Below are 25004 nucleotides of genomic sequence, written 5' to 3'. Positions count from 1 at the left end.
AACTAATGAATATCAAACAAACTTCAACACCTCTAGTTACAGGTCTTGTTTCTGCTTCAATTTGCTTTAGTTTTGGCTTTTTTACAAACGTTTTTAAATACAATGGACTTGAATTCTTTTATGCTTACATAGCTTTTCTAATATTGCTGTGTTATCCAATGAATATAGCTGCGATATATTTCCAAAAAGCTTTCCCTAACCTAAACTCTCACAGTAAGCTAGTCAATAAAATTACCGGTAGCTCTAAGTTTAGATCAGTCAGTGTTTTATTAACTGGCAGTATGGTAATTTTAGTAGCTTTGATAATATTTGATATATCTACTTATGTTTTAGATTTTTTCGACAATATCCCAGCTATTGATAGACTAAGTTACGAAGGCCTGAAGTTTAATAGCAACCTGCCTATATATGTCTCCCTACTTGTAGTATTTATTGCGATTCTTTTATTGTTTATCTTAGCTGATAAAAGAAAACTAAACTTAAATGAAGCTTTAAAAACTACAGCACATGTATCTTTATATTTAGTTACTATCTTAATGCTAATAGTAATATATTCACCGCAAGGAATGTTAGGGATTAAAGACTTTCTTTTAGACTTAAATTACCAAAAGATTATTCAATTGCGTCAAATGTTTGCTTTAGCACTAGTATATGCGATATTAAGTAATTTTATATCTATAGCGTTTTATAAAAATATAATTAATATTGGCGATGATAGTTATAATAAGCTTAAAACAAGTGCTTTTAAGAGTATTTTTTATAATATTATTTTCTCATTTATTATTTGTGTTATTATATATGCTATTTTAGGTAATTATAGAAGCTATTTACAACCGACTGAAGGAATACAAATAACAACTGTTTTCAAAATTATCAAATTCAACTCACCGATGTATTACTTACTCCTTGAAGTAATATTCACAACTCTTAATCTGATTGTTTTTATTGCCTCACTAAAATACATCTTTGAAATTAGTACTAAACTTTATACAAAACTCTTAGTTTTACTTATTCCATTTATCATGACTATTACATTTATAGAGTTTGATATTGCTAATACAGACTTCTCTAAAATGTTTGGACTGCATTTAGTGATTATTTTTATATTTTTATTTGATGTCTTTATAGTCGGTTGGATTTATGATGCTCAAAAACTTAGTTACGAAATACTCAAAAATACTAACACTAAACTTTCACCTCTGTTTAATATTATGCTGAGAATAATAATACCTTTTATTTGCATTCTTGTTACAATTGGTTATATATTCTTACCAATGCCAATAATATGGCAATTTATCGCTACTTTGGCATGTATGATTATCTATATTGTCAAGGGGAGTATTTTTAGCAACATGTTTAACAAGAGAAAGTTTTAAAATGTTTTTTAATAAAAAAATTAATCAAAATGAGCTAAAGAAAATTGCAGCTATTGAAGCTGCAAAAAGTATCGCCACAGAAATCACGCTAGGAGTCGGCACAGGAAGCACCGTAGCATTTTTAATTGAAGAGCTTATAAACTATAGAGATAAAATCAAAACTGTAGTATCAAGTTCAGAAGATTCAACTGGCAAACTTAAAACATTAGGTTTTGATGTAGTTGATCTTAATTACGCTGGCGAGATTGATTTATATATTGATGGTGCTGATGAATGTAATAATCATAAAGAACTTATCAAAGGTGGCGGTGCTGCTTTAACACGTGAGAAAATTTGTGTCGCTGCAGCTAAAAAGTTTATTTGTATAATAGATGAATCTAAAAAAGTTAATACCCTAGGTAACTTCCCTCTTCCAATAGAAGTTATCCCTATGGCACGAAGCTATGTGGCACGTCAAATAGTAAAACTTGGAGGTCAACCAGTATATAGAGAGCAAACACTCACAGATAATGGCAATGTTATCCTAGATGTCTATAATCTAAAAATTGATAACCCTCTAAAATTGGAAACTGAACTAAATCAAATCACTGGTGTTGTTACTAATGGCATCTTTGCTTTAAAACCAGCAGATACTGTAATTATGGCAAAGAAAAATGGTGAGATTGAAATATTTTAACAATCGGTTGCTAATTGCTAAATACTACTTTCCAGCATCAGCTTCATTCTTAGGCTTATAAACTCTGAAAATCAAAGGCATCAGCGCCATCACACCTAAAAAAGCTAAAGCTAAGATAAACTTACCATCAATAAAGTTTTCTTTATTTCCTTGAATTACAGCCTCTTTAAAGTGCACTCCAAACCACACGTAGATAAATGTCACAGGTATCATGCCAATTAAAGTAGTAAAAAAGAAAATACTATTTTTAACTTTTAAGATACCCGCTAATATATTTGGTATAAAAAAAGGTATTGGCAATAACCTTGAAACAAAAAGTATAGTTATAGGATGTTTCTCTACTAATGATTTAAATTTAAAGACAATTTTATACTTTGGATTAGTAGATGTTTCACCCCAATTATACTTTATAAATAAAAAAGCCAACATTGCCCCTATAGTCGCTGCAAATAGACAAACCATAAAACCTAATGACAATCCAAATAAAAGCCCTGCTAGTATCTTTAAAAATGGTTTGACAGGCACAGAAAAAAATACTGTTAAAATATAAATACAAGCATAGCTGAAACAAGCTAATATAATATGCTTATCGACATAAGCACTAGCCTTAATATATGCAAGGTTAAGCTTATCTAAATCAAAATATTTATAACCATTGAAAACTAAAAATAATAAAATCCCAAAACTTAAAAAGGATATTAAAAACAGTCTTTTAATAAGTAAGGGGTTTAGATTTTTCACTTAGATTTTAAAAAAAGAATTTATTTTAGATAATAATTAAGCTAAAGCAGCTTTTGCTTTTTCTACAACAGCAGCAAAAGCATCTTTGTTGTATACTGCTAATTCAGCTAGTGCTTTTCTATCTAACTCAACACCGGCTTTATTTAAACCATTGATTAGTTGACTATAGCTAATATCGTGTTGTCTAGCAGCAGCATTAATACGAACAATCCATAAAGATCTAAATGTTCTTTTCTTAACTTTACGGTCTCTATAAGCATATTGACCTGCTTTAATCACAGCTTGTTTAGCTACTCTATATACTCTAGAACGAGCTCCGTAGTAACCTTTAGCTTGATTTAAAACTTTCTTATGACGTGCGCGTGCTGTTACGCCTCTTTTTACTCTTGACATAATTTAATCTCCACTTTAAAAATTGATAAACAAACCTACGCGTAAGGCATTTGTTGAACTAAACTAGCAGTATCAACTTTAGCTACTTGGTTCATACCTCTTAAATGACGCTTTCTCTTAGTTGTCATTTTAGTGTTGATATGAGCACGGTTTGCACAACGGTGTTTGAAACCACCTTTACCAGTCTTTTTAAAGCGCTTAGCAGCACCACTTTTAGTTTTTAACTTTGGCATATCTAAATACTCCGCATTTTGTATTAATTGTTATATTTATTTACTACTTTTTCTTTGGTCCTAAAACCATGATCATTTGGCGACCTTCCAGTTTAGGTTGGTGTTCCACCACACCGTATTCAGCAGCATCATTTGCCATACGTTGAAGCATTTCCATGCCCAGCTCTTTGTGTGACATTTCTCTACCCCTGAATCTCAATGTGACTTTTACTTTATCGCCTTTTTCAAGGAATTTTATCAGGTTGCGTAGTTTTACCTGATAATCCCCTACATCAGTCACAGGCCTAAGCTTTACTTCTTTTACTTGTGTCTGTTTTTGGTTCTTTTTAGCTTGTGCTTTTTTCTTGCCTTGTTCAAACAAGTATTTACCATAGTCCATCAAACGACAAACAGGTGGGTTAGCGTTTGCTACCATTTCAACCAAATCAACATCGGCCTCTTCAGCCAATGCTAAAGCCTCATTGATAGTTACAACACCTATTTGTTGACCATCAACACCAACTAGACGCACCTCTTTTGCTTTAATTTGCTCATTAATAGGTGCTTTTTTATCCGTTTTAATAATCTTTTTCCTCCGCAGAAATTATTATTCTTTAGCTTGTATTTGCTTATCTAAAAAAGCACAAAAATCATCTACAGACATCTGTCCTAGATCTTCACCATTATGCTTTCTTATTGTAATAATCTTTTGCTCTTGCTCATTTTTACCAAGAATCACAAGGTATGGCACACGCAAAAGAGTATGCTCACGTATTTTAAACCCAATTTTCTCATTTCTCAAGTCTAATTTAGCTCGAACACCACTTTTTTCAAGTGTTGTAAATACTTCATGACAATAGTCATCTTGATTATTGCTGATTCCCATCACAGCTACTTGCACTGGCGCTAGCCATAATGGTAAATTTCCAGCATAGTGCTCAATAAGCATACCAATAAATCTCTCCAAGGAGCCAACAATTGCTCTGTGTAGCATAACTGGCACCTGTTTCTCACCACTTTTATCGATATATGTAGCGCCTAGTCTTTGTGGCATTGAGAAATCTAGTTGTATAGTACCGCATTGCCAACTTCTGCCAATTGCATCTTTTAAATGAAATTCAATCTTAGGACCATAAAATGCGCCTTCACCTGGAAGTAGTTCATAACTAACATTATTTGCATCAAGAGCATTTTTGAGCATCTGCTCAGATTTATCCCAAGTTTCATCATCTCCAATTCTGTTTTCAGGTCTAAGTGCAATCTTGACAGCAAAATCATTAAAACCAAAATCTTTGTATACTTCAAAACACTGCTGTACCATCAAAATCACTTCTTCTTCAATTTGCTCTGGCGTACAGAAAATATGCCCATCATCTTGAGTAAAACTCCTTACTCTTAGTAAACCATGCAACGATCCAGATGGTTCATTTCTGTGTACTATACCAAATTCAGCCATTCTTATAGGTAGATCTCTATAGCTATGCAGTTTTGTATTATATACCTGTACACAAGTAGGACAATTCATCGGTCTGATAGCAAAATCTCTGTTCTCAGATTTTGTTGCAAACATATTCTCAGCATACTTAGATGCATGACCCGACTTTTGCCATAAGCTAAAATCAGCGATAAGTGGCGTTCTAATCTCACTACAACCATATTTATTGTTAGAAGCACGCATATAATCTTCTACTTGACGCCAAATTCTTACACCATTATCATGCCAAAATGCTATTCCTGGAGAATCTTCTTGGAAATGAAATAAATCTAAAACCTTACCAATTTTTCTATGATCGCGCTTTTCAGCCTCTTCGAGCATATTCAAATATTGCTCTAAGTCTTCTTTAGTTGCCCAACATGTACCATAGATTCTAGTCAGCATTTCATTATCAGAATTACCTCTCCAATAAGCACCTGCCAACTTTGTCAATTTAAATGCTTTTAACGCCGATGTATTTGGAATATGAGGGCCTCTACACAAGTCACTAAAATCACCTTGGGTATATATTTTTACTTGTTCATCAGTGATACTATCAATAATTTCGACTTTATAGTTCTCACCTTGAGCCTTAAAAAACTCAATTGCTTCAGCTTTAGAAACTATTTTATAACTAACAGGTGTAGACTTTTTTGCTAGCTCTTTCATTTTCTTTTCTATAGCTGGCAATTCTGCTTCACCTATAGGCTCTTTAAAGGAAAAATCATAATAAAAGCCATTATCAACTACTGGACCTATTGTTACTTCAGTATTCGGATATAGTTCTTTGACAGCATGAGCTAAAAGATGGGCACAAGAATGCCTTAGAATTTCGAGACCTTCTGGATCTTTTGCTGTTATCAACCTTAATTCACAATCATTATTAATCGTATCTTTTGCATCTTTGAGCTGATTGTCAATATACGCAGCTAATGTAATCTTAGCTAAGCTTGGAGATATTGATTTAGCAACATCTAAAGAGTTAACACCCTTTTCAAATTCTCTTATCGAACCATCTGGAAATTTGATATTTATCATTTGTAGTATACTTAATTTTTATATCGTTAATGAAATTTACACACAGCGTATATTATATTGTATGGCTATAACTATGTAAATTATTTATCAAAAATGTTGAAATATTTTAAGCAAATAAATCCATCATTCTGTTTATTAAAAAAATTATATAAAGCTATCAAATAAATTCAATATAAGTGTTCTATAAAAGAATGTTATACGTACTAGTTTTATATGAATTTAGCTATATATCTTAATAATGACAATACCAAAAAAGACTTGATTAGTTGTTTGGTTTATCAAAATCATCATTATACAATACATGCATAGTAGCTAAGCCATTATTAGTATTATAAAGTCCCTGATAGCCATTCATTTTAGCAATACATTTATTATCATATTTTTTATTACATATTTCTAAATAATATTTACAGAAATCTAAAGTTGTCTTGGTATGTGTTTCATACTCTATACCTTTCTTTGGGTTATATATCTTACAGTAGTTAAGAAATTGCTCTACAGCAAAACTAGATAATGATAAAAAAATTAAACTACAAGTTAATAAAGCCCTAGCTAACATAACTTTGGTAGTCTTGAGGAGTTATTAAGCTCTTAAGCTCATCTAAATTAGCTATTTCGATTTCAAATATCCAACCCTTGTCATAACAAGACTGGTTTATAAGTTTTGGATTATCTAATAATTCTTGATTTACTTTTACAACTTTCCCAGATAATGGCGCGTAAATATCAGATGCAGTCTTTACTGATTCTATGACACAAATTTCATCTTCTTTGGCATATTCTTGACCAAACTTAGGTAGATCAACATAGACAATTTCACCAAATTCCTCTTGTGAGTAATCATCTATACCCACTCTTGCAATATAGCCTTTAACCTCAACCCACAGATTAGAATCTGTATATAAATAATTTTGATTTATTTCAGCCATAATTCCTCTTTGATAAAACTCTACCTTTATTTTAGCTAATAGATGATAATAACATAAAAATCCTTTAAAATTAATTTGTAAAACAAAAGTTCATGATGTAAGTATGAGTCTAGAAAACAAAAACATAGTTATAACAGCTGGTGGAACAGGTGGTCATATCTACCCTGCACTAGCTGTTGCTGAATTACTCAAGCAAAATAAAGCCACTGTAACTTGGGTTGGTACCCCTAATAGTATGGAGGCTACAATAGTTCCTGACTATTTTAATATCCAATATATTAAATCATCAGGTGTTAGGAGAAAAGGAATTATAAAAAAGATTACTTTTCCACTAAAGCTTGCTTACAATACCTTAAAATCGCGTAGTCTATTAAAAAAACTTAAGGCAGATCTAGTCATTGGTTTTGGTGGTTATATTTCTGGACCAATATGTCTAGCAGCTGCACACATAAATATCCCTGTGATCATTCATGAGCAAAATGCAAAAATTGGCTTAACAAATCGTATATTAGCTAAAATTGCAACAACGATATGTCTAGCTTTTGAGATCGAAAATCTCCACAAACAGTTTAGTGCTAAACAGTTGGCAAGAACAAAAATTGTTGGCAATCCAGTTCGTAAAGATATTATTGTGCTTAATGATAAAACAAAAAAATACACTGACTCATCAACATTAAAGTTATTGGTTCTAGGTGGTAGCCAAGGTGCCAAAGCAATAAATGAAATTATTCCCAAATTAATTCAAAAAGCGAGCGAGCAAAGCATCAATATAAAAGTCTGGCATCAAACTGGTAAACTATCATTCCAAACGACTAAAGATGCTTATAAAGATATACCTCAAGACCATATCAAAAATATTACTGCTTTTATTGACGATATGGTCGCAGCATACAGTTGGGCTGATTTGGTAATTTGTCGAGCTGGTGCGCTAACTGTATCAGAATCTGCTATTGCTGGGCTACCAGCTATATTTATCCCATTACCATCAGCGGTTGATGATCATCAGTTTTTTAATGCTCAAAATATAGTAAATAATAATGCTGGCTTTTGTTTAAGGCAACAACAGATGACTTTAGAAAATTTACTCGCTATAATAAAACCTCTTAATTACGATAAGTCTAAGCTTGAGCAAATGTCACAGATTGCAAAAAAAACATTGATAAAAAACTCAAGTGAACAAATATTAGATTGTGTAAAAGAAATTTTAAACAACAAGTAAGGATTTGAAATGAACTTTGATATGTCAAAGCTAATGCAACAAGCACAAAAAATGCAAGAACAGATGAAAAAAGCTCAACAAGAGCGTGAAAATATGGAAGTTATTGGCGAATCTGGTGCTGGTCTTGTTACGGTAACAATGACCGGTAAGTATGACGTCAAGTCTGTAAGTATCGATAAATCGCTTATGTCTGAAGATAAAGAGATACTTGAAGATTTAATTGCAGCCGCTGTTAATAGTGCTGTAAAAAAAGTAGAAGAAAACTCAGCAGCATCTACAGATATCCATAAAATGGCAAAAGACGCAGGTATTGATTTACCTAGTGGCATCAACTTTCCTTTTAAATAATGAATAGTAAAATTTTTTCTCCGAAAATTACTGCTGTAATAGAATCTTTACGTAAGCTTCCAACCATTGGTAAAAAATCATCTCAAAGGCTTGCTCTATATCTGCTAGACAAATCACCAGAAACAGCTGTTGCTATTGCTAATTCTCTTTTGGATGCTACTGCAAATATAACAAAATGTAAATATTGCCAAGCACTTAGTGAGAATGAGGTTTGCGATATATGTACTAGTACTAATCGAGATGGCACCAAACTATGCATAATTGAAAGTATGCTTGATATGATTGCTATTGAAGAAGCCGGAATCTACAGAGGTAAGTATTTTGTTCTAAACGGTAGAATTTCTCCATTAGATGGTATAGGCCCGAGTGAATTAAAGCTAGATATTTTAGAACAAATTATCGCCGATAGAGAAATTGATGAAGTAATTCTTGCAATTAGTCCTACTGTAGAAGGTGAAACAACAGCTTATTTTATTTCACAAATGTTAGCTAAAAATATAAAGATCTCACGCATAGGTTTTGGTGTACCATTTGGGGGTGAACTAGAATATTTAGACCAACAAACTTTACTACATGCTTTTAACGCTAGAACTAGAGTTTAATTCCCAACTAGTTAACTATAATTTTTCATTGCCTTTGAAGTAATTAACGAAGATAACAGACAGCTTATTAATATTAGAAGTATTGTACTATTAAGTATATATGTATTAAGAACTCCTATATTAAAACCTATCAATGCTACAGCTAATGCAGCTGCAGCATGGGAATTAGTTAAACCAAATATAATAATTTGATCTTCATTTTTAAAGTTAAATATATTTTTTACCACCTTCGCAACCAACCATTTACTAAATATTGCCACTATAATAAAAGAAAAAGTTAAGGTATAGCTGCCCATTTTAAAAAGAATTTTATAGTTAAAAATCATCCCTATACTTATTAAAAATACTGGAATAAAGAGCGTATTACCAATAAAATATATATCTTGTTTAACTATCTCAATTTTATTTGAGAAATTACTCAAAACTAAGCCAGCAAAGAATGCTCCAATAATAATATCCATCCCTATGCTCTCTGCAAAAATGGCAGACGCAAAAACTATTAATAAAATAAATATATAAATTAAGCTTTTATCATTTGAAAATTTATTTAAAAAAATTCTAAAACCGTAAGGAATAAAAATAAAAATTACTAATATAAATATTATAAAATAAAATGCTAAAGTAAAAAGAACTGACCATATAGCCAAGTCAATAAGTTGATGTTTTATGTTAGTAAAGAATGCTAAGATAAAAAGCACTATAGTGTCCGTGATTATCGTTCCACCCACAACTATTGAAATTATATTTTTTCTGGGAAAATTTGCTACTAGAGGATACGTTATTAATGTATGAGTTGAGAATATAATTGCTGTTAAAATTGCTGATTGAAAACTAAAGTTAAAAAAGTAACTAAATACTATAAATCCCAAAACAAAAGGAATTAAAAAAGTAAGTGCCCCAAAAGTAATAATTTTATTCTTATTAATTTTAAAATCTGTAATATTAAGCTCAAATCCAGCTAAAAACATAATATATATTAAGCCTGTTTTTGCAAATATAGTAACTGCTAAACTTTGATCAAGGATATTAAAACCATAAGGTCCAAATAAAACTCCAGCTATTATTAAACTAATTATATTAGGTAATCTCAAAAACTTAGATAAAATACTTGAAGCAAAAATTATAAATAGTATAACTCCAAAAATATCAACTGGAGATTTTAAAGGAAAAATATCTAATATCATTATCTAAACCTATAGCCCTTATAATATAAATTTATGAATATCAATTACCACAAATATGCTTAATATAAAAATTATTTATTATTAAGTATCCTTTCAATATTTAAACAAACATCTAATTTTCTTACTAAACGGATTAGTAAGTATAGTTCTCGCCTATTTCTAACTACCACTACACAGGCAAGTTTGGCTTGTTTATTATCTACAGACATCATATCAAAACTTCTAATATCGACACCTTCTCTTGCTAAAGTTGCCGTGATCTTTGCTATCGAACCAGGAATATTTTTGAGCGTAACTGCAAGTCTAGCTTTAAAACTAGGATCGTCATCACTATTTGTGAACCAATCAGCTTGGATCTCTTTAGTCTGACCGTCTTTAAGTTTTGTATATAACTCATTACAACTTTTTCTATGAACCTCAACATTGCCTTCCTCATTTACAATACCAACTATTTCATCATTTGGCAGTGGTAAACAACAATCAGCAATACGAGGATCATCACCATATCTAATTTGTAACTTTGATAATGATGATTTTTTATAAGCATTGCGCATGTCATCAAAATGCTTAACAATAAAATCAACAAAATTATTTGGATCAATAAGACCTAAACCCGTATCTAAATAAAAGCGATTTATCGTATCTATTCCTTCATAATTGAATAATGCCCCATCAATAATTTCACTTGGAACTTCTCTGAGTTCAACACCTAAAAGTCTAAGCTCACCTTCAACTATATCCTTACCTCGAATATAATCAATATTACGATATTGCTGTTTCAAAAAGTCTTTGATAGCTGATTTAGCTCTATTGGTCTCAACAAACTTCAACCATGCAGGATTAGGATCTGCAATCGCTGAGGTAATAATCTCAACATTATCGCCTTGCTTTAATCTATAGTTAAGCGGAACAACTTTTCGGTTTACTTTAGCTGAGATACATTTATTACCAATATCAGTATGTATATAATAAGCAAAATCAATACAAGTTGAATTTACAGGCAGTTCAACAATTTCTCCTTGAGGAGTAAATACGAATACATCGTTATTAAAAATATCTGTTTTGACATTTTCTAAAAACTCTACTGAACTAGCAGTATATACATTAATATCAGAAATCTTCTTAAGCCATCTTTGTAGTGCTTTATCAGTTTTCTCACCGATCTTATAGCTCCAATGAGCAGCAATACCATATTCAGCTTGACGATCCATTTGCTCTGTTTTTATTTGAATCTCTAAAGGTATATTGTATGGCCCTAAGACAACTGTATGTAATGAGCGATAGCCATTGGCTTTTGGAGTTGCAATATAATCTTTAAATTTTTGTGGTATTGGCTTATACAATTCATGGACTTTACCTAGAACAATATAGCAATCAATTCTATTAGGAACAATAATCTTATAAGCATACATATCCATGATTTCATCAAAAGTTATACCTTTTTTACGCATCTTGTTATATATACTATACAAAGTTTTCTTACGCGCTTTGATATCTTCTAATGAGACTAACTCAATAAGTTTATCGGCTAATGCCTCTTTTACCTGATAAAAAACCTTTTCTTTATTTTTTTCTACTTTTTTTACTTTTTCTTCTAAAATATGGTAGCGATAGGGATGCATACCCTCAAATGCTAGAGTCTCTAACTGCTCTTTAAGAGTATTGATACCGAGTCTATGAGCAAGCGGTGCAAATACATCTAAAGTTTCCTTAGAAATTCGACGCTTTTTCTCAGGTTTTAATGGTGCTAATGTACGCATATTATGAAGCCTATCAGCTAGCTTAATGAATATTACACGAACATCTTTTGTCACAGATAGTAGCATTTTACGGAAATTTTCTGCTTGTTGTTCTGCTATATTTTTATGCCTTATCTGAGTAAGTTTAGTCACACCTTCAACAAGTTCGGCAACTTTTTCACCAAAAAGATTTGTAATATCCTCAGCACTATATTCAGTATCCTCAACAACATCATGTAATAAAGCTGCGATAATTGTATCAACATCCATCCTAAGCTCAGCAAGTATGCAAGCTACGGCAACAGGATGAGTAAAATAAGGCTCTCCAGAACTTCTAACCTGAGTTTCGTGAGCATCCGCACCAAATATAAATGCTTGAGCAATTTTTAACCTTTCCAGATCAGGAAGGTATTTAGAAATCAATTGATTAAGGTCATAAAAACAAAACATATTTAGCTAAATAGTTTACGATAGGTTAACTAAATGATAAATTGAATCATAGGTCAAAGCAATTTATAACTACTTTGTTTTAAAAGAAATTAGATATTTTCTTGAAATAATTGCCATAAATACTACTAAACTAATATCAATAACAAGTAAGATAGCTGCTAATACAGTATTATATTTTTTCTGCGCAAAAACAGCACCATGACCTGGCTGAGTTAAACTCCCAGGATTATAAATCATACCATATTTTTTAATTATACTTGAGTTTATATCTCTAACGTTAATAACAGGAATCCCTTCTTTTAAGAAATCCACAGCTACAGAATTAACTGTTTTATATTCTGGCGGTAGACTCTTAGTCACTCCTGTAGGAAAACTAGGTAACTTTATAAAATTCTCCTCAGAACTACTAGTTGTAGATTTCTTATCCTTTTGAGATTTTTTATTATCTTTGAAATTATCCATATCTGAAAACTTAATTTGCGGCTGTTTTAGACCTATAGAAGCCATATTACCACCAACATTTATATAAGCTTTAATTTTATCATCACCACCTGCAGCCTCTTTATACATTTTCATACGAGTTGCAATAGAGGTATTTGTAGCATTATCATAAGGAATATTTATAACCTTATAGCCATTTCTCTTGATTGCATCATTAAGCTTTAAGATAGCTCCTGGAGTCATTCCATAACCATTGTCATGCGAACCGCCTAGAGTGATACCTAAGACATCATAATCAAATATATCCTTCTCGACAAGATTACGATATATATCAGGCCAAGTAAAGCCTGGTCTATTTGCACCAAACTGTGATGCCCCAGCAGAGAATATAATTAAAGGCTTAAGTTTTAAAGTTTTAATAGCTGCTAACATCGCTATGTCTAAAGCTGGATATGAACCAGTTGCTTGTATAGCCACTGTATCACCTTCTTTAAGGTCAAGTTCACTTAACCATTCAACAAATATTGCTGCCATATTTGGATTAACTGAAGATCTCTTTGCATAAAGATCTCCAGAATCTGTAGTTATCTCGGTCATTGATAAACCAATCAATCCAGTACAAGAAACATCACCAATTGTCTTACATAGATAACCTTTTGACATAAAATAACGCTGAGTTAATGCAAATGCATCATTAGCTAATTCCGCAGCTTCGAGTTTTTGCGTATAACCTTTTGTTTCAACAACTAAGTTCTTCTCAACTATATATAAAGATATAATCATAAATGCGCTTAAGAACAATATTATATAGCGCGATAAAAATTTACGGTGCCAGTACATCGTTTTCATATTATATTCCTACTATCTCAGGTCCAATTAAAACTATTAGTAACAAACGTATAATGATAGAAGCTATTAATAAAGATCCTATTGTTTCTATAAGCCCCTGCCTATCTATAGATAAAGTTATAAGTCCAGGAATAATATAACCAATTACCTGAACTTGGTTTGAATAAAAACTTGTAGTCAGATATTGAGAAAATAGCATATTACACACTGTACCTAATATAAATGATAAAAGTACTGTAATAGCAATCCTTCGTCTCCCATAGATAATCATAAATTTCGACATAAGTCTGACTATACAAAATATAATTATTGAGATAATAATAGTAACTACAACTCTATCAGGAGCTCCCATTTCTAAAGCAAAGTATCCTGGCACAACCATACCACCTGTAGATAATCCTAGCAATGATACAAAGACTAGACCAACTACAAGACCAATTCCTATCGAGAGCGTTAATGGATCCATATTTTCTCCTGTTTAATCTTAAAACTATAAATTATGCTTCTTTTTATGGCTAGTATCACAAAAATCAACTAATTCCATACCAATATCTTTAATATTACCAACACCAACGAGGATATAAGACTCCGCCGGATTTGTCTCAACTGTTTTCTCCAGTATTTGTATAGGTGTCATCTCTTCACAAACTATAACTTTAGTCATTGGCTTATTTAGTGATTTTGCATATTTTTTATAAAAGGAAGTAAAAACTTCTGTACCAGTGCCTATCAGGACGATTAAATCTTGTTTTTGCCAGCCTAAGGCTGCTTCTGCCATTTGTTTTGAGCGATCTTCTCTATCATCTCTACAATTTACAACTAGTACTTTTTTATCACAGCCTGAATATTTATCACAAAGCTTATCCCAAAGCATTTTTGTTGATACAGGATCATTAGCGGCAAAAGCATTAGCAAAATTTATCTCAGCATTTTTAACATTAAAGTTATACTCTGTCATCGCACCTGGGTCTGGAGTCGCTTCCCACATTCCCTTAAGAGCGATCTTCCTAGGTATTCCTAAATCATCTGTTACTTTTAGTGCTAGAGCAACATTTATCTTAAATTCTGAGTAAACAAATTTATTTATTTCTTCATCAGATATTTTTCCAGCATCTTGTGCTGTAGCTGCTATTAGCTCTGTACCACGGTCTTTACAAGCATATTTAAAAAAATCTAAATGAATATCTTCAGCAGTAAAATATTTAGCTCCGAGAGGAACCGTACCTGCTAATGCTTTTGCGACATCTCTCTCTGTAGGGCCCATAACATCCAAATGGTCAGGGCGAGCATTTGTCAAAACCCCATGTGTAGCTTTAACAAGCTTTAGCTCACATAACGACTGCAAAAGGGGTTGCAGAGCCATACACTCAATAACTATAGCATCAGCTTTAGCTCTTCTTGCCTTAAACATAATCTTAACTTGCTCAGCAATATTGCTAAAACCTATTCTAAATATAGGCACCTCTGAACCATCAACATTGATATATCTCGCTAGAGTTCCGGTAGTCTTAGCTACAGTTCTATAGCCTCCAGCTCTGACTCCAGCTGCAATAAGTCTAGCAACACTTGACTTACCTCGAGTTCCATTGACGTGAATTCTAATTGGAATACTTTTAATACTAATATTATGTACTATGTTTTCTATTATTAGATACACGCATAAAATAGCAAATACGCCTACAATTAACCAAAAATCCAAAGTAGCCACCTTTTACGTAACAAATTACACAATCAATTATATCATTGGGAATGTAATATACAAAGGCATTAAAATTTAATCTAATCAAATATCAGTAAATCTTGTCTCGGGCATATAATAAAGTACAGGTATCATAATAATAGATGCTACTATCAAAAGCCATGCTGGCGTTAGCATACTACCTGATGTAACTACTAATGAAGTAGCTATAAATGGTATAGTTCCACCAAAAAATGAGTTACCTATATTATAACTTAGCCCATTACCACTATAACGATATTTAGTATCAAATAGCTCAGGTGCGGCAGCTCCATAAGCTCCCCATATAGCCATCAATGGAACACTTAAGATAATCATAGCCAACACTAAGTAAAAGACCCCCATACCCATTAACATAAAGCTAGGATAGGCAAATATCAAATATACCCATATTGAAAATTTTATTAAAGGTTTTCTGCCTAGATAATCACTTAATAAGCCCCATAATGGTGCTGAAAAAGAAAAAATTAGACTAAATATCGTAACAACCGCTAAAGAGAAAAATTCTGAATAATGCAGTTCAACGAAATGATTACTTAAGTAAGAAAGTACCAAATAATACATAATATTGGCATAAGCTGATAACGCGACTGCTAGAAGTAGTGGCTTAGTCTGCTTTTTAAACATCTCTCTTACTGGTTTAACAGAGATATCTCCTTGTGCCTCTAACTCCTCGAAAGAATAACTCTCTGGTATAATTAAGCGCATTACCAAAGCCATTAATGCTAATACTAAACCAATAATATAACCTATTCGCCAACCCCATAAATCGAGAATCTCTCGGCTAAATAAACCAAATAGTAGCATTGCAACTAGTGAAGCCAAGAAAACTCCTGTTCCAGATGACATAGTAGCAAAACTAGCGATAAATCCACGGCGATTAGGTTTAGTTGATTCAATCATAAAAACCATCACCCCACCATAAGAGCCTCCGATAGAGAAACCCTGTAGGAGTCGCATTATCACTAATATGATTGGCGCTAAAACCCCAATACTATTGTAAGCTGGCAATATAGCTATCACCAGCATAGGCAGTATCATCATAACGATAGATATTACTAAGGCTTTTTTACGACCAAAACGATCTCCAAAACTTCCCATAACGACACTACCTATAGGCCCCATGAAAAAACCTGCAGCAAAAACCCCAAAAGTCATAAGAATTGCGGTATATTTACTAAAATCAGGGAAAAATATACTTGCTATTACAGGAGTTAAATATGCAAAAAGCATAAAATCATACCACTCAACAATAGTACTTGCTGAAGCAAAAAAAACATGTCTTTTGGAGAAGCGTTTCATTTATTCTAATAAATTAATTGTTCTAAGAACTATACTTTATATATAAACAATCGACTTTGCAAATAATAGATTAACAATTGAATCGGATAATCTATTATTTAATTTTTTAAATAAAACTACTAAATAATTTATTTATTCAAAATTGAAAATTTAAAAACTACAAGTGGTGCGGACGGGGAGACTCGAACTCCCACGGTTGCCCGCTGGAACCTAAATCCAGTGCGTCTACCAATTTCGCCACGTCCGCAATAACTGGGGTGATTGATGGGACTTGAACCCACGACAACCGGAATCACAATCCGGGGCTCTACCAACTGAGCTACAACCACCATTACAAATTGCTATGTCATTGTAATGGCACGTCCGGCAGGATTCGAACCTGCTACCCTCGGCTTAGAAGGCCGATGCTCTATCCAGATGAGCTACGGACGCATCAAAAATGGTCGGAGCAGAGGGATTTGAACCCCCGACCCTCTGGTCCCAAACCAGATGCGCTACCAAACTGCGCTATGCTCCGACAATTTCAAAATCAATGGTGGCCAGAGGCAGAATCGAACTGCCGACACGAGGATTTTCAGTCCTCTGCTCTACCGACTGAGCTATCTGGCCAATGACACGTATTATACCTACACAGATATATTCAAGTCAATACTTTTGTTAAGTATTTTATAACATTTTTTCTTGATAAAAAGTTTTTATCTGCTCACCATCAGCATAAGCATATAATGTTTGTGCTACAGAAGTTGAACCCGAACAGATATTTCCATGCCTATCAATAGCTATAAGTCCAACATAATCGCCCAAACTATCACTTTCTACTATAGATTTATCTACAGCAGTTGATAGAGACATTCCATCTTTAACTCGAGTAGCAACCTTTGCAGCAACTGCTTGATTGATTATATGTTCACCTATTCCTGTACAAGATATTCCCATATACTCATTAGCAAAATTACCTGCAACTGTAGGACTATCACCAACCCTACCAGGGTACTCAAACCCAGCTCCACCTGTTGAGGTTATTGCACAGATTTTTCCTTTTGAGTCTAAAGCCACTACACCTATAGTTCCTGTATATTCTTTTTTGAGCTGTAAATACTCTTGATACCTTTTTTCTGTCATTGGATTATAAGTTGGCAAACCCATCACATCATGAGCAAATGTTGTAGCTTGATCACCTGCAAGTATACTATGATGTTGTTGCATTAGTCTATTTGCCACTTCTATTGGGTTTTTGATATTTTGAATATTAATTACACCAGCAAACTTTTGTTTTTGACTATCTATGATAGATGCTGACATCCGAATTTGTCCATCTTGCTGAACACGTGAACCAGTACCCGCATTAAAAATCTCATTATCTTCTAAAAGTTTAGCTGCAAAAATTGCTGCCTCATTAGCATCATCTATTTCTTTTAGGTAGTTATATGCTTTTTCAACAATTGGTAAAAGTTGCTTATGATAATCCCCAAAAGGAGTATTTTTACCTTCTCTAGCGCCGCAACCACCGTGGATTATAATTTTTTGCATAATAACTCCATTTATGTGTTTAATTCTATCAGATAGATTATAGCCAAATTACTAATAAACTCATACAATTAAGCAACCAGATTAAATGGAAAATATAAACTAAACACTACTAGCATTTGGAATATTAATAATGACAATCAAAAAGAGCAATATAGCTTGAATATTAGAATTCTACTAGGCAAGTATTTAAATCAAACTTTTGACCTTCTAATAACATATGCATACGAATATCAACTAAGCTAATTGGTGCATTGTTACGTGCATTATGTAGTGATGAGTGCTTAAGATGAGAGAAATCTATAATTGTTACCATACCAGAGCCGACAACCTCTATAACATTTTCAGCATTTAATACAGCCGAAGTATCTTCATCAATACCTACACCAACCATATATGGATTGTACGAAAGTGCTGCTAAAAGCCTACCTAGCCTATCTCTTTGAGAGAAATGCTGATCTACTAGAAGTTTATTTGTCAAACCTAAACCAGGAGCTAGATTGACCATATTACATCTAGGCATAAGACCTGCTTGGCCACCAGCTATCATAAAACCAGATATAAACGCAGCACCTGCTGAAGTCCCTGCAACATTGACACCCTTTGCATTTAGTCTACGAATAAGCTGCGCTACTGGTGTTCCACCAAGAGTTGTTGAAAGTAAAAGTTGGTTACCTCCTGTCATAAAGATACCTGTACATTCAGAGAGTATATCTTGGTATTCCTTATTAGTAGTAGCATCAAAGCGAGTTTCTATTTTTAGATTATGTACTTCTTTAACTCCCATTTTTGTAAAGATATCAACATAAATATCCCCTGTATCTGGAAGTTTTGATGCTGTTGGAATAACAGCAATTTTTGCTTCATTGCCACCTGATAATTGGACAAATTTCTCTAGAACTGTAGGGCTTGCGAATTTATCTTCGCCACCTCCGATCGGCATTATATAGCCACGCTGGTCTTTTTTCACTGGCTTAGAAGGCATCTTAAAAATCTCCTTTATAATATTTGAATCATATATACTAATAGCATTTTGCTAAAATAATACTAATTAATTGAAATCATTTCTATAAAAAGGTTTATTTTTAGCATATAAATTGATATACATCTAATTTTATTTACGCTGTTGATAATTGATGGTATGCTATCGCATACATACTTATTTATTTACTTTAAGCTCGTTAAAAAATGAAAAATATCAAAGCTCTAACAATCGGTGGTGCAACACTTGATACAATTATCGAGTATGAAGAAATGTTTACCATGAATATGCAAAAGAAAGATACCACACAATCTTTTATGCTTCTTGAAGAAGGAGCTAAGATTGAGGTAACAGATCAAAAATTCTTTTCTGGTGGTGGTGCTACTAATGCTGCTGTTTCATTCAAAAAACAAGGTATAGATGTCAGCTTTTTTGGTAAAATTGGTAAGGATATAGCCGGTGAACGAGTTACACAAGAGCTAAGAAACCTTGGAATAGATATCTCTAATATAAGGTATTCTAACAAATATGGTACTGCCACATCTTATGTAGTGCCTACTCTAAGTGGTGATAGGACAATTTTTGCTTATCGCGGTGCTAACAAAGATATTCTAAAAGATGATTTACCATCACAAGCAATTATAGAAAGTGACTTTATATATATCACATCACTGAGTAAATCTTCTGCAGCAAGATTACCAGAGATAGTTAAACTAGCAGCAGATAATAATACAAAAGTTGCTATCAATCCTGGCTCTAGTCAGTTAAGTGTTGGTGAAAGTTTTATCAAAGATTCGATGTTTGGTATTGACATTCTTGTCTTAAACTTCCAAGAAGCTCAAAAATTGATGTTATCTCTATTATCTTTAGATGATAAAGTTATTTTAGAATCTAAAGACAGATTAGAAACTCTTCTTGATGAGGGAAAAAACGACTTTTTAAACTCTACTTTTAGACTCAAAGATTTCTTTACAATTTGCTTAGATTTAGGTGTGAGGATAATAGTAGTTACAGATGGTGCTAATGGTGTCTATGCTGCAACTAAGGATAAAATATACTATAGTGAATCGCTACGCATCAAAAATGTCATAAATACATTAGGTGCTGGTGATGCATTCAGTTCAACTTTCTGTGCAAATATTTATAAAGGAAATAATATCGAAGATTCTATAAAGTTTGCTCTAATCAATGCTAGTCATGTAATTCAATCCTCTGATGCAAAATCAGGATTACAAACATCAGAAAGTCTTGAGAAAATAAAATCAAAAATGAATTGTGGTTTAGATAAAAAAATATCTATTATTTCCTGGTAGCAATATATTTACCTTCAAAATACGACTCCACATTCGCAACATAATAATCTATTTCTTGATTATCATAGAAATTAGCTTCAGATTTATGATCATCTGCATGGACTAATACTGTTTGCATACCTAAATGCTTTGCTGGTACTAGATTATGTGATGAATCTTCAAAGAAAATAGCTTTTTCAAAATTAATATCGAATTTATCTCTACCTATTTCAAAATATTTGCTCTTTGGTTTAGAAACCAAGCCTGTATCTTGTATTGTTAAAATACCATCAAAACTTTTATCTAAACCTAGCTGTTTAATGACTCTATAGGTATGAAAATCAGAGGCATTAGTAAAAATATAAGTACGATTATTTTTTCTTAAATCGCTGATATATTTATTTAGCTTTTGGTTCGGTTTAAAATGACTAATCTCAATATTATCGACATAATTTAGAAACTCCCTATAGTCAATATTATGGTAGCGCATCATCCCAAGCATAGTTGAGCCAAACTCATAATACAGCTCATCACGGATTACATTTGCTTTTTCAATGTCTGCAATATTTAGTTTTAGTTTAATATAGTCACTCATTCTTGCCAGCTGGCTATCAAATAAACCATTTTTGTAAGAATAAAGTGTATTATCAAGATCAAAGATGTAGGTTTTCATTTCATTCCTTAAAACTTTCTATAATAAACTAAGCTTTTTAAGCTCATCTTCGACAATACTTGCTGTTTTATCCCAGCTAAATTGTTTTGCTCGTTGTAAGCTTTGTGCTACTTTTTGGCTATATAAAAATTTATCATCAACAATATTTTGCATATTCTCTAGTAGCTCAGCTGGTGAATAAGGATCAAAATACAATCCTGCCTGTGCTGCTATCTCCTGTAAAACTTCTATTTTAGAAGCTAACACAGGCGTACCACACGCCATAGACTCAACTAAAGGTAAACCAAACCCTTCTTCAAAAGAAGGTAGTATCGTCGCTGTTGCTGATTGATAATATTTAGCTAAAAGCTCATCATTAGAATCTAATCCTATAGTTTGTATCTTTGGAAGGCAAATATTATATTTCTGAGCATAATCTCGCAGATTATGATCCATTTCTCCCGAGAATACTAACTTATACTCATCATAATATTGAAAGTCTTTAAATGCCCTAAATATTATCTCAATATTCTTATGAGGACGTCTATTACCAATATATAAAAAATATTTTTGTTTAAGTGTAGTTGGCTTATAATCAAAAGCTAATGATATGCCATTATAAGCAACTGTAATTTTATTACTGTCGATGCCTGACCATGCTAGTATTTGATTTTTTGAAAAGTTTGAAACTGTGATAATTTTGACATTTTCTCTTTTAATGAGCGGCTTTAATATTTTTTCAAAATAGATTTTCTTTATAAAGCTACTCTCATATTTAGATGTAATAGGTATAAGATCATGGATAGTTATAAGTATTGGTTTATTTGCTCTTAAAAATATAGGCAATGGAACATTAGCAGCAAAAGTATAATAGCCTTGAATATCCTTCTTTCTAATCAAAAAACTTAGATAAAACAAATCTTTTAGAGAAAATGGTTTTATATGCTTGGAGGTAGCAATAAAATTCTGTGGTAAATATTTGATTATTTCACAAGCATATCTACCTATTCCATGTTTGCCTTGCCAGCGTGTATCTATTAATAATTTTAGCATAATTAACTTTTAGTAATTCTTTTTTTCTTTGAGTGAGAGTTTAATCTTTTTCGCTTTCAAATAACATTTTGCAACTAGATTAGGAAAGTAGAAAAATAACTTATATGGTAAACTAAGCTTAAATCCTCTACTTATACAATTTAGGTATAAAGTTTTATAAAGCGCTAAAATATCATTCGCTAAAATATTTTTTCGTGCTGCTGCTTCTGAAAAATTATCTACAAGATGTCTTAAAATATTCATATAAATTAAACCACCAAACTGCGAATATTTTTCAATAAAAAAACTTTCGTAATCTGTTATAACACTCTTCAACGCTTGCAAATGCTGTAAAGAGAAATTTAATCTGTTAGTTCCCATAATACCATCATCACGCTGATAATAAAAATAACGTACATTATTATCTTTGACTATGACTTGAGCCTGAGAGTAAATTTTGTAAAAAAAATCTAAATCCTCATATGCTATAAAATTTCTAAAACGATAATTATCTATGAGTTTACGACTAATCAAACTTCCGCATGCCATTGATGATAATTTTTTTGATAAGAAAGCCTTCATTATAGAATTATTGTTATCAAAAATACTTATAATATTAAGGATAATTTTAGCTGCCTTTATTTGCTTATTACATCCAACCGTTGCTGATATAGAGATATCTGCTGAATAGCTAAAAACATGATTATATAATGCTTGAATATAGTCTAAACTAACCCAATCATCACTATCTATAAATGCTATATAATCGCCTTTTGCCATATCTAAAGCACTATTTCTAGCTAATGCCTGCCCGGAATTTTGCTGGTTTAGCAATACAATCCGATTATCTTTAGATTTATATTTTTCACAAATTGATAGACTGCTATCTGTTGATCCATCATTTATAAGTATAATTTCTAAATTTTTATATGTTTGATTAATAACAGATTCTAAACATCTACTTAGATATTCTTGAGTATTGTATATTGGTATGATTATAGATATTAACTGACTCATACTTTACTCTTATATTTTATTTTCAAAAAATAGTTTTTAATCCGGTTATATATTTTAGTATTTCCTGCTAATTGATATAAATAAATTCTTAATAATTTATAACTAAAATGCAAATTAGCTAAAATATAATTTCTGCCATTACTTAAAGCTACTCTTCTATTTTCAAACTCTGACATTACTGAAGCTGAACTGATTCCGCCAGCTAAGAAATAGCAAACTTCCTTGTTTATGTATATATAATTATTATTAAGCTTAATTAGCCGATTAAAAAAATCTAAATCTGCAACGATTTTGTAATTAGTATCAAAGGCTAGCTGTTTTGCTATAGTTTTATCTACATATAAACTCTGATGACATAATGGCATATTTTGATAGACTTTATTAACTATCCTAGGTATCGCAAAATCAGATCTTATACAGTTATCACTAACAACAAAAACATTAGCATAAATATAGGAAATATTACTTTTATCTTTTAGAGCAGAAGCATAAATCTCAAAAATATCATTTGTATAATAATCATCAGAATTTAAGAAACCTATGTAATCTCCAGTTGCTAGTTTTATACCCTTATTCATAGCATCATAGATACCATTATCTGGTTCTGAGATTAATATATCTACTATATCTTTGTAATTCGAAATAATTTCTAGAGTCTTATCAGTTGAACCGCCATCAATAACAATATACTCAATATTTTTATAAGTTTGATCTTTGATACTTTGTAGAGTTCTTTGTATAGTTTTTTCTGAATTATAACAAACAGTAATTACACTAAATTTTATCTTTTGATCAATTTGTGACATTATCTAACCTTTACGCAGCATTGTTTAATTTCTAAAATTATTTTGGTTTTGTAAATACCAATTGTAAGTATTTCTAAGCCCTTGCTCTAAAGAAATAGAGGCTTGCCAACCTAGCTTATTAATTTTACTTACATCAAGTAATTTTCTTGGCGTACCATCAGGTTTTGTTTTATCAAAGATAATATCACCATTAAAACCGACGACCTTAGAGATAAGCTCTGCTAGCTCTTTTATACTACAGTCGATACCTGTGCCGATATTAATATGTGAGCACATTGGATCTGTAAATTTTGCATAAAAATCTCTATCAATACTCATAACATAAATACAGGCACTAGCCATATCATCAACATATAGAAATTCTCTCATCGGTTTACCTGAACCCCATACCTGAACTTGCTTATGGCTGTTTTGTTTAGCATCATGAAACTTTCTAATAAGCGCTGGTACAACATGAGCATTTTGTAAATTAAAATTATCATTAATTCCATACAAGTTAGTTGGCATTACTGAGCGATAATCTCTAGCATATTGTCTATTATAACTTTCACAAAGCTTGATTCCAGCTATTTTAGCAACTGCATATGGCTCATTAGTAGGCTCTAGAGTTCCTGTTAATAACGCATCCTCACTAATCGGTTGCTTAGCTAATTTGGGGTAAATACATGATGAGCCTAAAAACAAAAGTTTTTGAATATTTGCCATATGCGCAGAATGGATAACATTAGCTTCAATCATTAGATTTTCATAAATAAAATCAGCTGGATATTGATTATTAGCATGGATACCACCAACTTTAGCTGCTGCCAGATAAATCTCATCTATTTTTTCACGCTGAAAAAAATCATAAACCTGTTTCTGACTCAACAAATCTAATTCTTTTCTACCTTTTACTACAACTTTTATATTGTTATTATTCTGTAATTGCCGAACTATTGCAGAACCAACCATACCATTATGCCCTGCTACAAATATCTTTTTCATA

At 32.0% G+C, this 25004-nt stretch carries 25 protein-coding genes, 5 tRNA genes and 1 pseudogene; 6 read left to right on the top strand and 25 right to left on the bottom strand.

Annotated elements, in window-relative coordinates; translation table 11 throughout:
• The first annotated feature begins 5 nt into the window (after positions 1-5).
• Both CGC45_RS03305 and rpiA read left to right on the top strand, forming a co-directional pair.
• Positions 6-1376 carry a hypothetical protein gene (locus CGC45_RS03305; protein ID WP_071628945.1) on the top strand — a complete coding sequence of 457 codons (1371 nt, stop codon included), beginning with the start codon at positions 6-8 and terminating at the stop codon, positions 1374-1376.
• Between the two features lies 1 nt (position 1377).
• Entirely contained in the window at positions 1378-2052 is a 675-nt protein-coding gene (gene rpiA / locus CGC45_RS03300) for a ribose-5-phosphate isomerase RpiA (RefSeq protein ID WP_071628944.1), read from the top strand.
• A 24-nt stretch (positions 2053-2076) separates the two neighbouring features.
• On the opposite strand, the gene CGC45_RS03295 is transcribed toward rpiA, so the two are convergent.
• From CGC45_RS03295 to gcvH, 7 genes are all read right to left on the bottom strand, one after another.
• Positions 2077-2793 carry a TVP38/TMEM64 family protein gene (locus tag CGC45_RS03295; protein ID WP_084387437.1) on the bottom strand — a complete coding sequence of 239 codons (717 nt, stop codon included), beginning with the start codon at positions 2791-2793 and terminating at the stop codon, positions 2077-2079.
• Between the two features lie 36 nt (positions 2794-2829).
• Positions 2830-3186, bottom strand: a complete 357-nt coding sequence (gene rplT, locus CGC45_RS03290) for a 50S ribosomal protein L20 (RefSeq protein WP_003025545.1) — start codon at positions 3184-3186, stop codon at positions 2830-2832.
• Between the two features lie 35 nt (positions 3187-3221).
• Positions 3222-3419, bottom strand: coding sequence for a 50S ribosomal protein L35 (gene rpmI, locus CGC45_RS03285; protein WP_003034330.1), 198 nt, complete (start codon positions 3417-3419; stop codon positions 3222-3224).
• 43 nt (positions 3420-3462) lie between these two features.
• Positions 3463-3999, bottom strand: coding sequence for a translation initiation factor IF-3 (infC, locus tag CGC45_RS03280; protein ID WP_071628943.1), 537 nt, complete (start codon positions 3997-3999; stop codon positions 3463-3465).
• Between the two features lie 6 nt (positions 4000-4005).
• On the bottom strand, positions 4006-5910 hold the full coding sequence (thrS, locus tag CGC45_RS03275; protein ID WP_071628942.1) for a threonine--tRNA ligase: 1905 nt from the start codon (positions 5908-5910) through the stop codon (positions 4006-4008).
• Between the two features lie 262 nt (positions 5911-6172).
• Positions 6173-6469, bottom strand: a complete 297-nt coding sequence (locus CGC45_RS03270; RefSeq protein WP_071628941.1) for a hypothetical protein — start codon at positions 6467-6469, stop codon at positions 6173-6175.
• Entirely contained in the window at positions 6459-6839 is a 381-nt protein-coding gene (gcvH, locus tag CGC45_RS03265; protein WP_071628940.1) for a glycine cleavage system protein GcvH, read from the bottom strand. The genes CGC45_RS03270 and gcvH overlap by 11 nt, the downstream gene beginning before the upstream one ends.
• A 103-nt stretch (positions 6840-6942) precedes the next feature.
• Here gcvH and murG point away from each other — a divergent pair, with 103 nt between their 5' ends.
• From murG to recR, 3 genes are read left to right on the top strand one after another with little or no spacing between them, the layout of a single operon-like run.
• Positions 6943-8058, top strand: a complete 1116-nt coding sequence (gene murG / locus CGC45_RS03260; RefSeq protein ID WP_071628939.1) for an undecaprenyldiphospho-muramoylpentapeptide beta-N-acetylglucosaminyltransferase — start codon at positions 6943-6945, stop codon at positions 8056-8058.
• Positions 8059-8067: 9 nt separating this feature from the next.
• Positions 8068-8406 carry a YbaB/EbfC family nucleoid-associated protein gene (locus CGC45_RS03255; protein WP_071628938.1) on the top strand — a complete coding sequence of 113 codons (339 nt, stop codon included), beginning with the start codon at positions 8068-8070 and terminating at the stop codon, positions 8404-8406.
• Positions 8406-9008, top strand: coding sequence for a recombination mediator RecR (gene recR / locus CGC45_RS03250; RefSeq protein ID WP_071628937.1), 603 nt, complete (start codon positions 8406-8408; stop codon positions 9006-9008). Before CGC45_RS03255 ends, recR begins: the two co-directional genes overlap by 1 nt.
• Positions 9009-9019: 11 nt before the next feature.
• Here recR and CGC45_RS03245 read toward each other — a convergent pair whose 3' ends face one another.
• From CGC45_RS03245 to CGC45_RS03185, 13 genes are all read right to left on the bottom strand, one after another.
• On the bottom strand, positions 9020-10192 hold the full coding sequence (locus CGC45_RS03245; RefSeq protein ID WP_071628936.1) for a cation:proton antiporter: 1173 nt from the start codon (positions 10190-10192) through the stop codon (positions 9020-9022).
• Positions 10193-10263: 71 nt separating this feature from the next.
• Complete coding sequence (locus tag CGC45_RS03240) at positions 10264-12381, bottom strand: RelA/SpoT family protein (RefSeq protein WP_071628935.1); 2118 nt, start codon at positions 12379-12381, stop codon at positions 10264-10266.
• Between the two features lie 69 nt (positions 12382-12450).
• On the bottom strand, positions 12451-13671 hold the full coding sequence (pgsW, locus tag CGC45_RS03235) for a poly-gamma-glutamate system protein (RefSeq protein ID WP_071628934.1): 1221 nt from the start codon (positions 13669-13671) through the stop codon (positions 12451-12453).
• Position 13672: 1 nt separating this feature from the next.
• Positions 13673-14137 (bottom strand): poly-gamma-glutamate biosynthesis protein PgsC, encoded by a 465-nt coding sequence (gene pgsC, locus CGC45_RS03230; RefSeq protein ID WP_071628933.1) that lies wholly within the window; start codon positions 14135-14137, stop codon positions 13673-13675.
• 24 nt (positions 14138-14161) lie between these two features.
• Positions 14162-15379: a poly-gamma-glutamate synthase PgsB gene (gene pgsB, locus CGC45_RS03225; RefSeq protein ID WP_114702043.1), complete on the bottom strand. Its 1218-nt coding sequence runs from the start codon at positions 15377-15379 to the stop codon at positions 14162-14164.
• A gap of 75 nt (positions 15380-15454) precedes the next feature.
• Complete coding sequence (locus tag CGC45_RS03220) at positions 15455-16711, bottom strand: MFS transporter (protein WP_071628931.1); 1257 nt, start codon at positions 16709-16711, stop codon at positions 15455-15457.
• 164 nt (positions 16712-16875) lie between these two features.
• A tRNA-Leu gene (locus tag CGC45_RS03215) sits at positions 16876-16958 on the bottom strand.
• A gap of 6 nt (positions 16959-16964) precedes the next feature.
• Positions 16965-17040, bottom strand: a tRNA-His gene (locus CGC45_RS03210).
• A gap of 26 nt (positions 17041-17066) precedes the next feature.
• Positions 17067-17143: transfer RNA gene (locus CGC45_RS03205), tRNA-Arg, on the bottom strand.
• An 8-nt stretch (positions 17144-17151) separates the two neighbouring features.
• Positions 17152-17228, bottom strand: a tRNA-Pro gene (locus CGC45_RS03200).
• Positions 17229-17244: 16 nt separating this feature from the next.
• A tRNA-Phe gene (locus CGC45_RS03195) sits at positions 17245-17320 on the bottom strand.
• A 57-nt stretch (positions 17321-17377) separates the two neighbouring features.
• Positions 17378-18241: an isoaspartyl peptidase/L-asparaginase gene (locus CGC45_RS03190; RefSeq protein WP_071628930.1), complete on the bottom strand. Its 864-nt coding sequence runs from the start codon at positions 18239-18241 to the stop codon at positions 17378-17380.
• A gap of 163 nt (positions 18242-18404) precedes the next feature.
• Positions 18405-19223: a cyanophycinase gene (locus CGC45_RS03185; RefSeq protein ID WP_071628929.1), complete on the bottom strand. Its 819-nt coding sequence runs from the start codon at positions 19221-19223 to the stop codon at positions 18405-18407.
• 203 nt (positions 19224-19426) lie between these two features.
• Between CGC45_RS03185 and CGC45_RS03180 the strand changes: the two genes are divergently transcribed.
• Positions 19427-20533 (top strand): carbohydrate kinase family protein, encoded by a 1107-nt coding sequence (locus tag CGC45_RS03180; protein WP_071628928.1) that lies wholly within the window; start codon positions 19427-19429, stop codon positions 20531-20533.
• On the opposite strand, the gene CGC45_RS03175 is transcribed toward CGC45_RS03180, so the two are convergent.
• The 5 genes and pseudogenes from CGC45_RS03175 to fcl all read right to left on the bottom strand — a co-directional run bounded on the left by CGC45_RS03175 (position 20520) and on the right by fcl (position 25003).
• Complete coding sequence (locus CGC45_RS03175) at positions 20520-21185, bottom strand: pyrimidine 5'-nucleotidase (protein WP_071628927.1); 666 nt, start codon at positions 21183-21185, stop codon at positions 20520-20522. The genes CGC45_RS03180 and CGC45_RS03175 overlap by 14 nt on opposite strands.
• 18 nt (positions 21186-21203) lie before the next feature.
• The gene (locus CGC45_RS03170) at positions 21204-22217 is read right to left on the bottom strand and encodes a glycosyltransferase family 4 protein (RefSeq protein ID WP_071628926.1); all 1014 of its coding nucleotides are present in this window, start codon (positions 22215-22217) and stop codon (positions 21204-21206) included.
• A gap of 2 nt (positions 22218-22219) precedes the next feature.
• Positions 22220-23213, bottom strand: a pseudogene (locus tag CGC45_RS03165) (glycosyltransferase family 2 protein).
• A complete protein-coding gene (locus CGC45_RS03160) occupies positions 23210-24019 on the bottom strand; it encodes a glycosyltransferase family 2 protein (RefSeq protein WP_071628924.1) in 810 nt (269 codons plus the stop codon). The pseudogene CGC45_RS03165 and the gene CGC45_RS03160 overlap by 4 nt, the downstream one beginning before the upstream one ends.
• Positions 24020-24043: 24 nt before the next feature.
• Positions 24044-25003 carry a GDP-L-fucose synthase gene (fcl, locus tag CGC45_RS03155; protein WP_071628923.1) on the bottom strand — a complete coding sequence of 320 codons (960 nt, stop codon included), beginning with the start codon at positions 25001-25003 and terminating at the stop codon, positions 24044-24046.
• Between the last annotated feature and the right edge of the window lies 1 nt (position 25004).

Source organism: Francisella opportunistica (assembly GCF_003347135.1).
GTDB classification, from domain to species: domain Bacteria; phylum Pseudomonadota; class Gammaproteobacteria; order Francisellales; family Francisellaceae; genus Francisella; species Francisella opportunistica.
The sequence above is the reverse complement of the archived record's forward strand: the minus strand, read 5'-3'. Positions and strand labels throughout refer to the sequence as shown.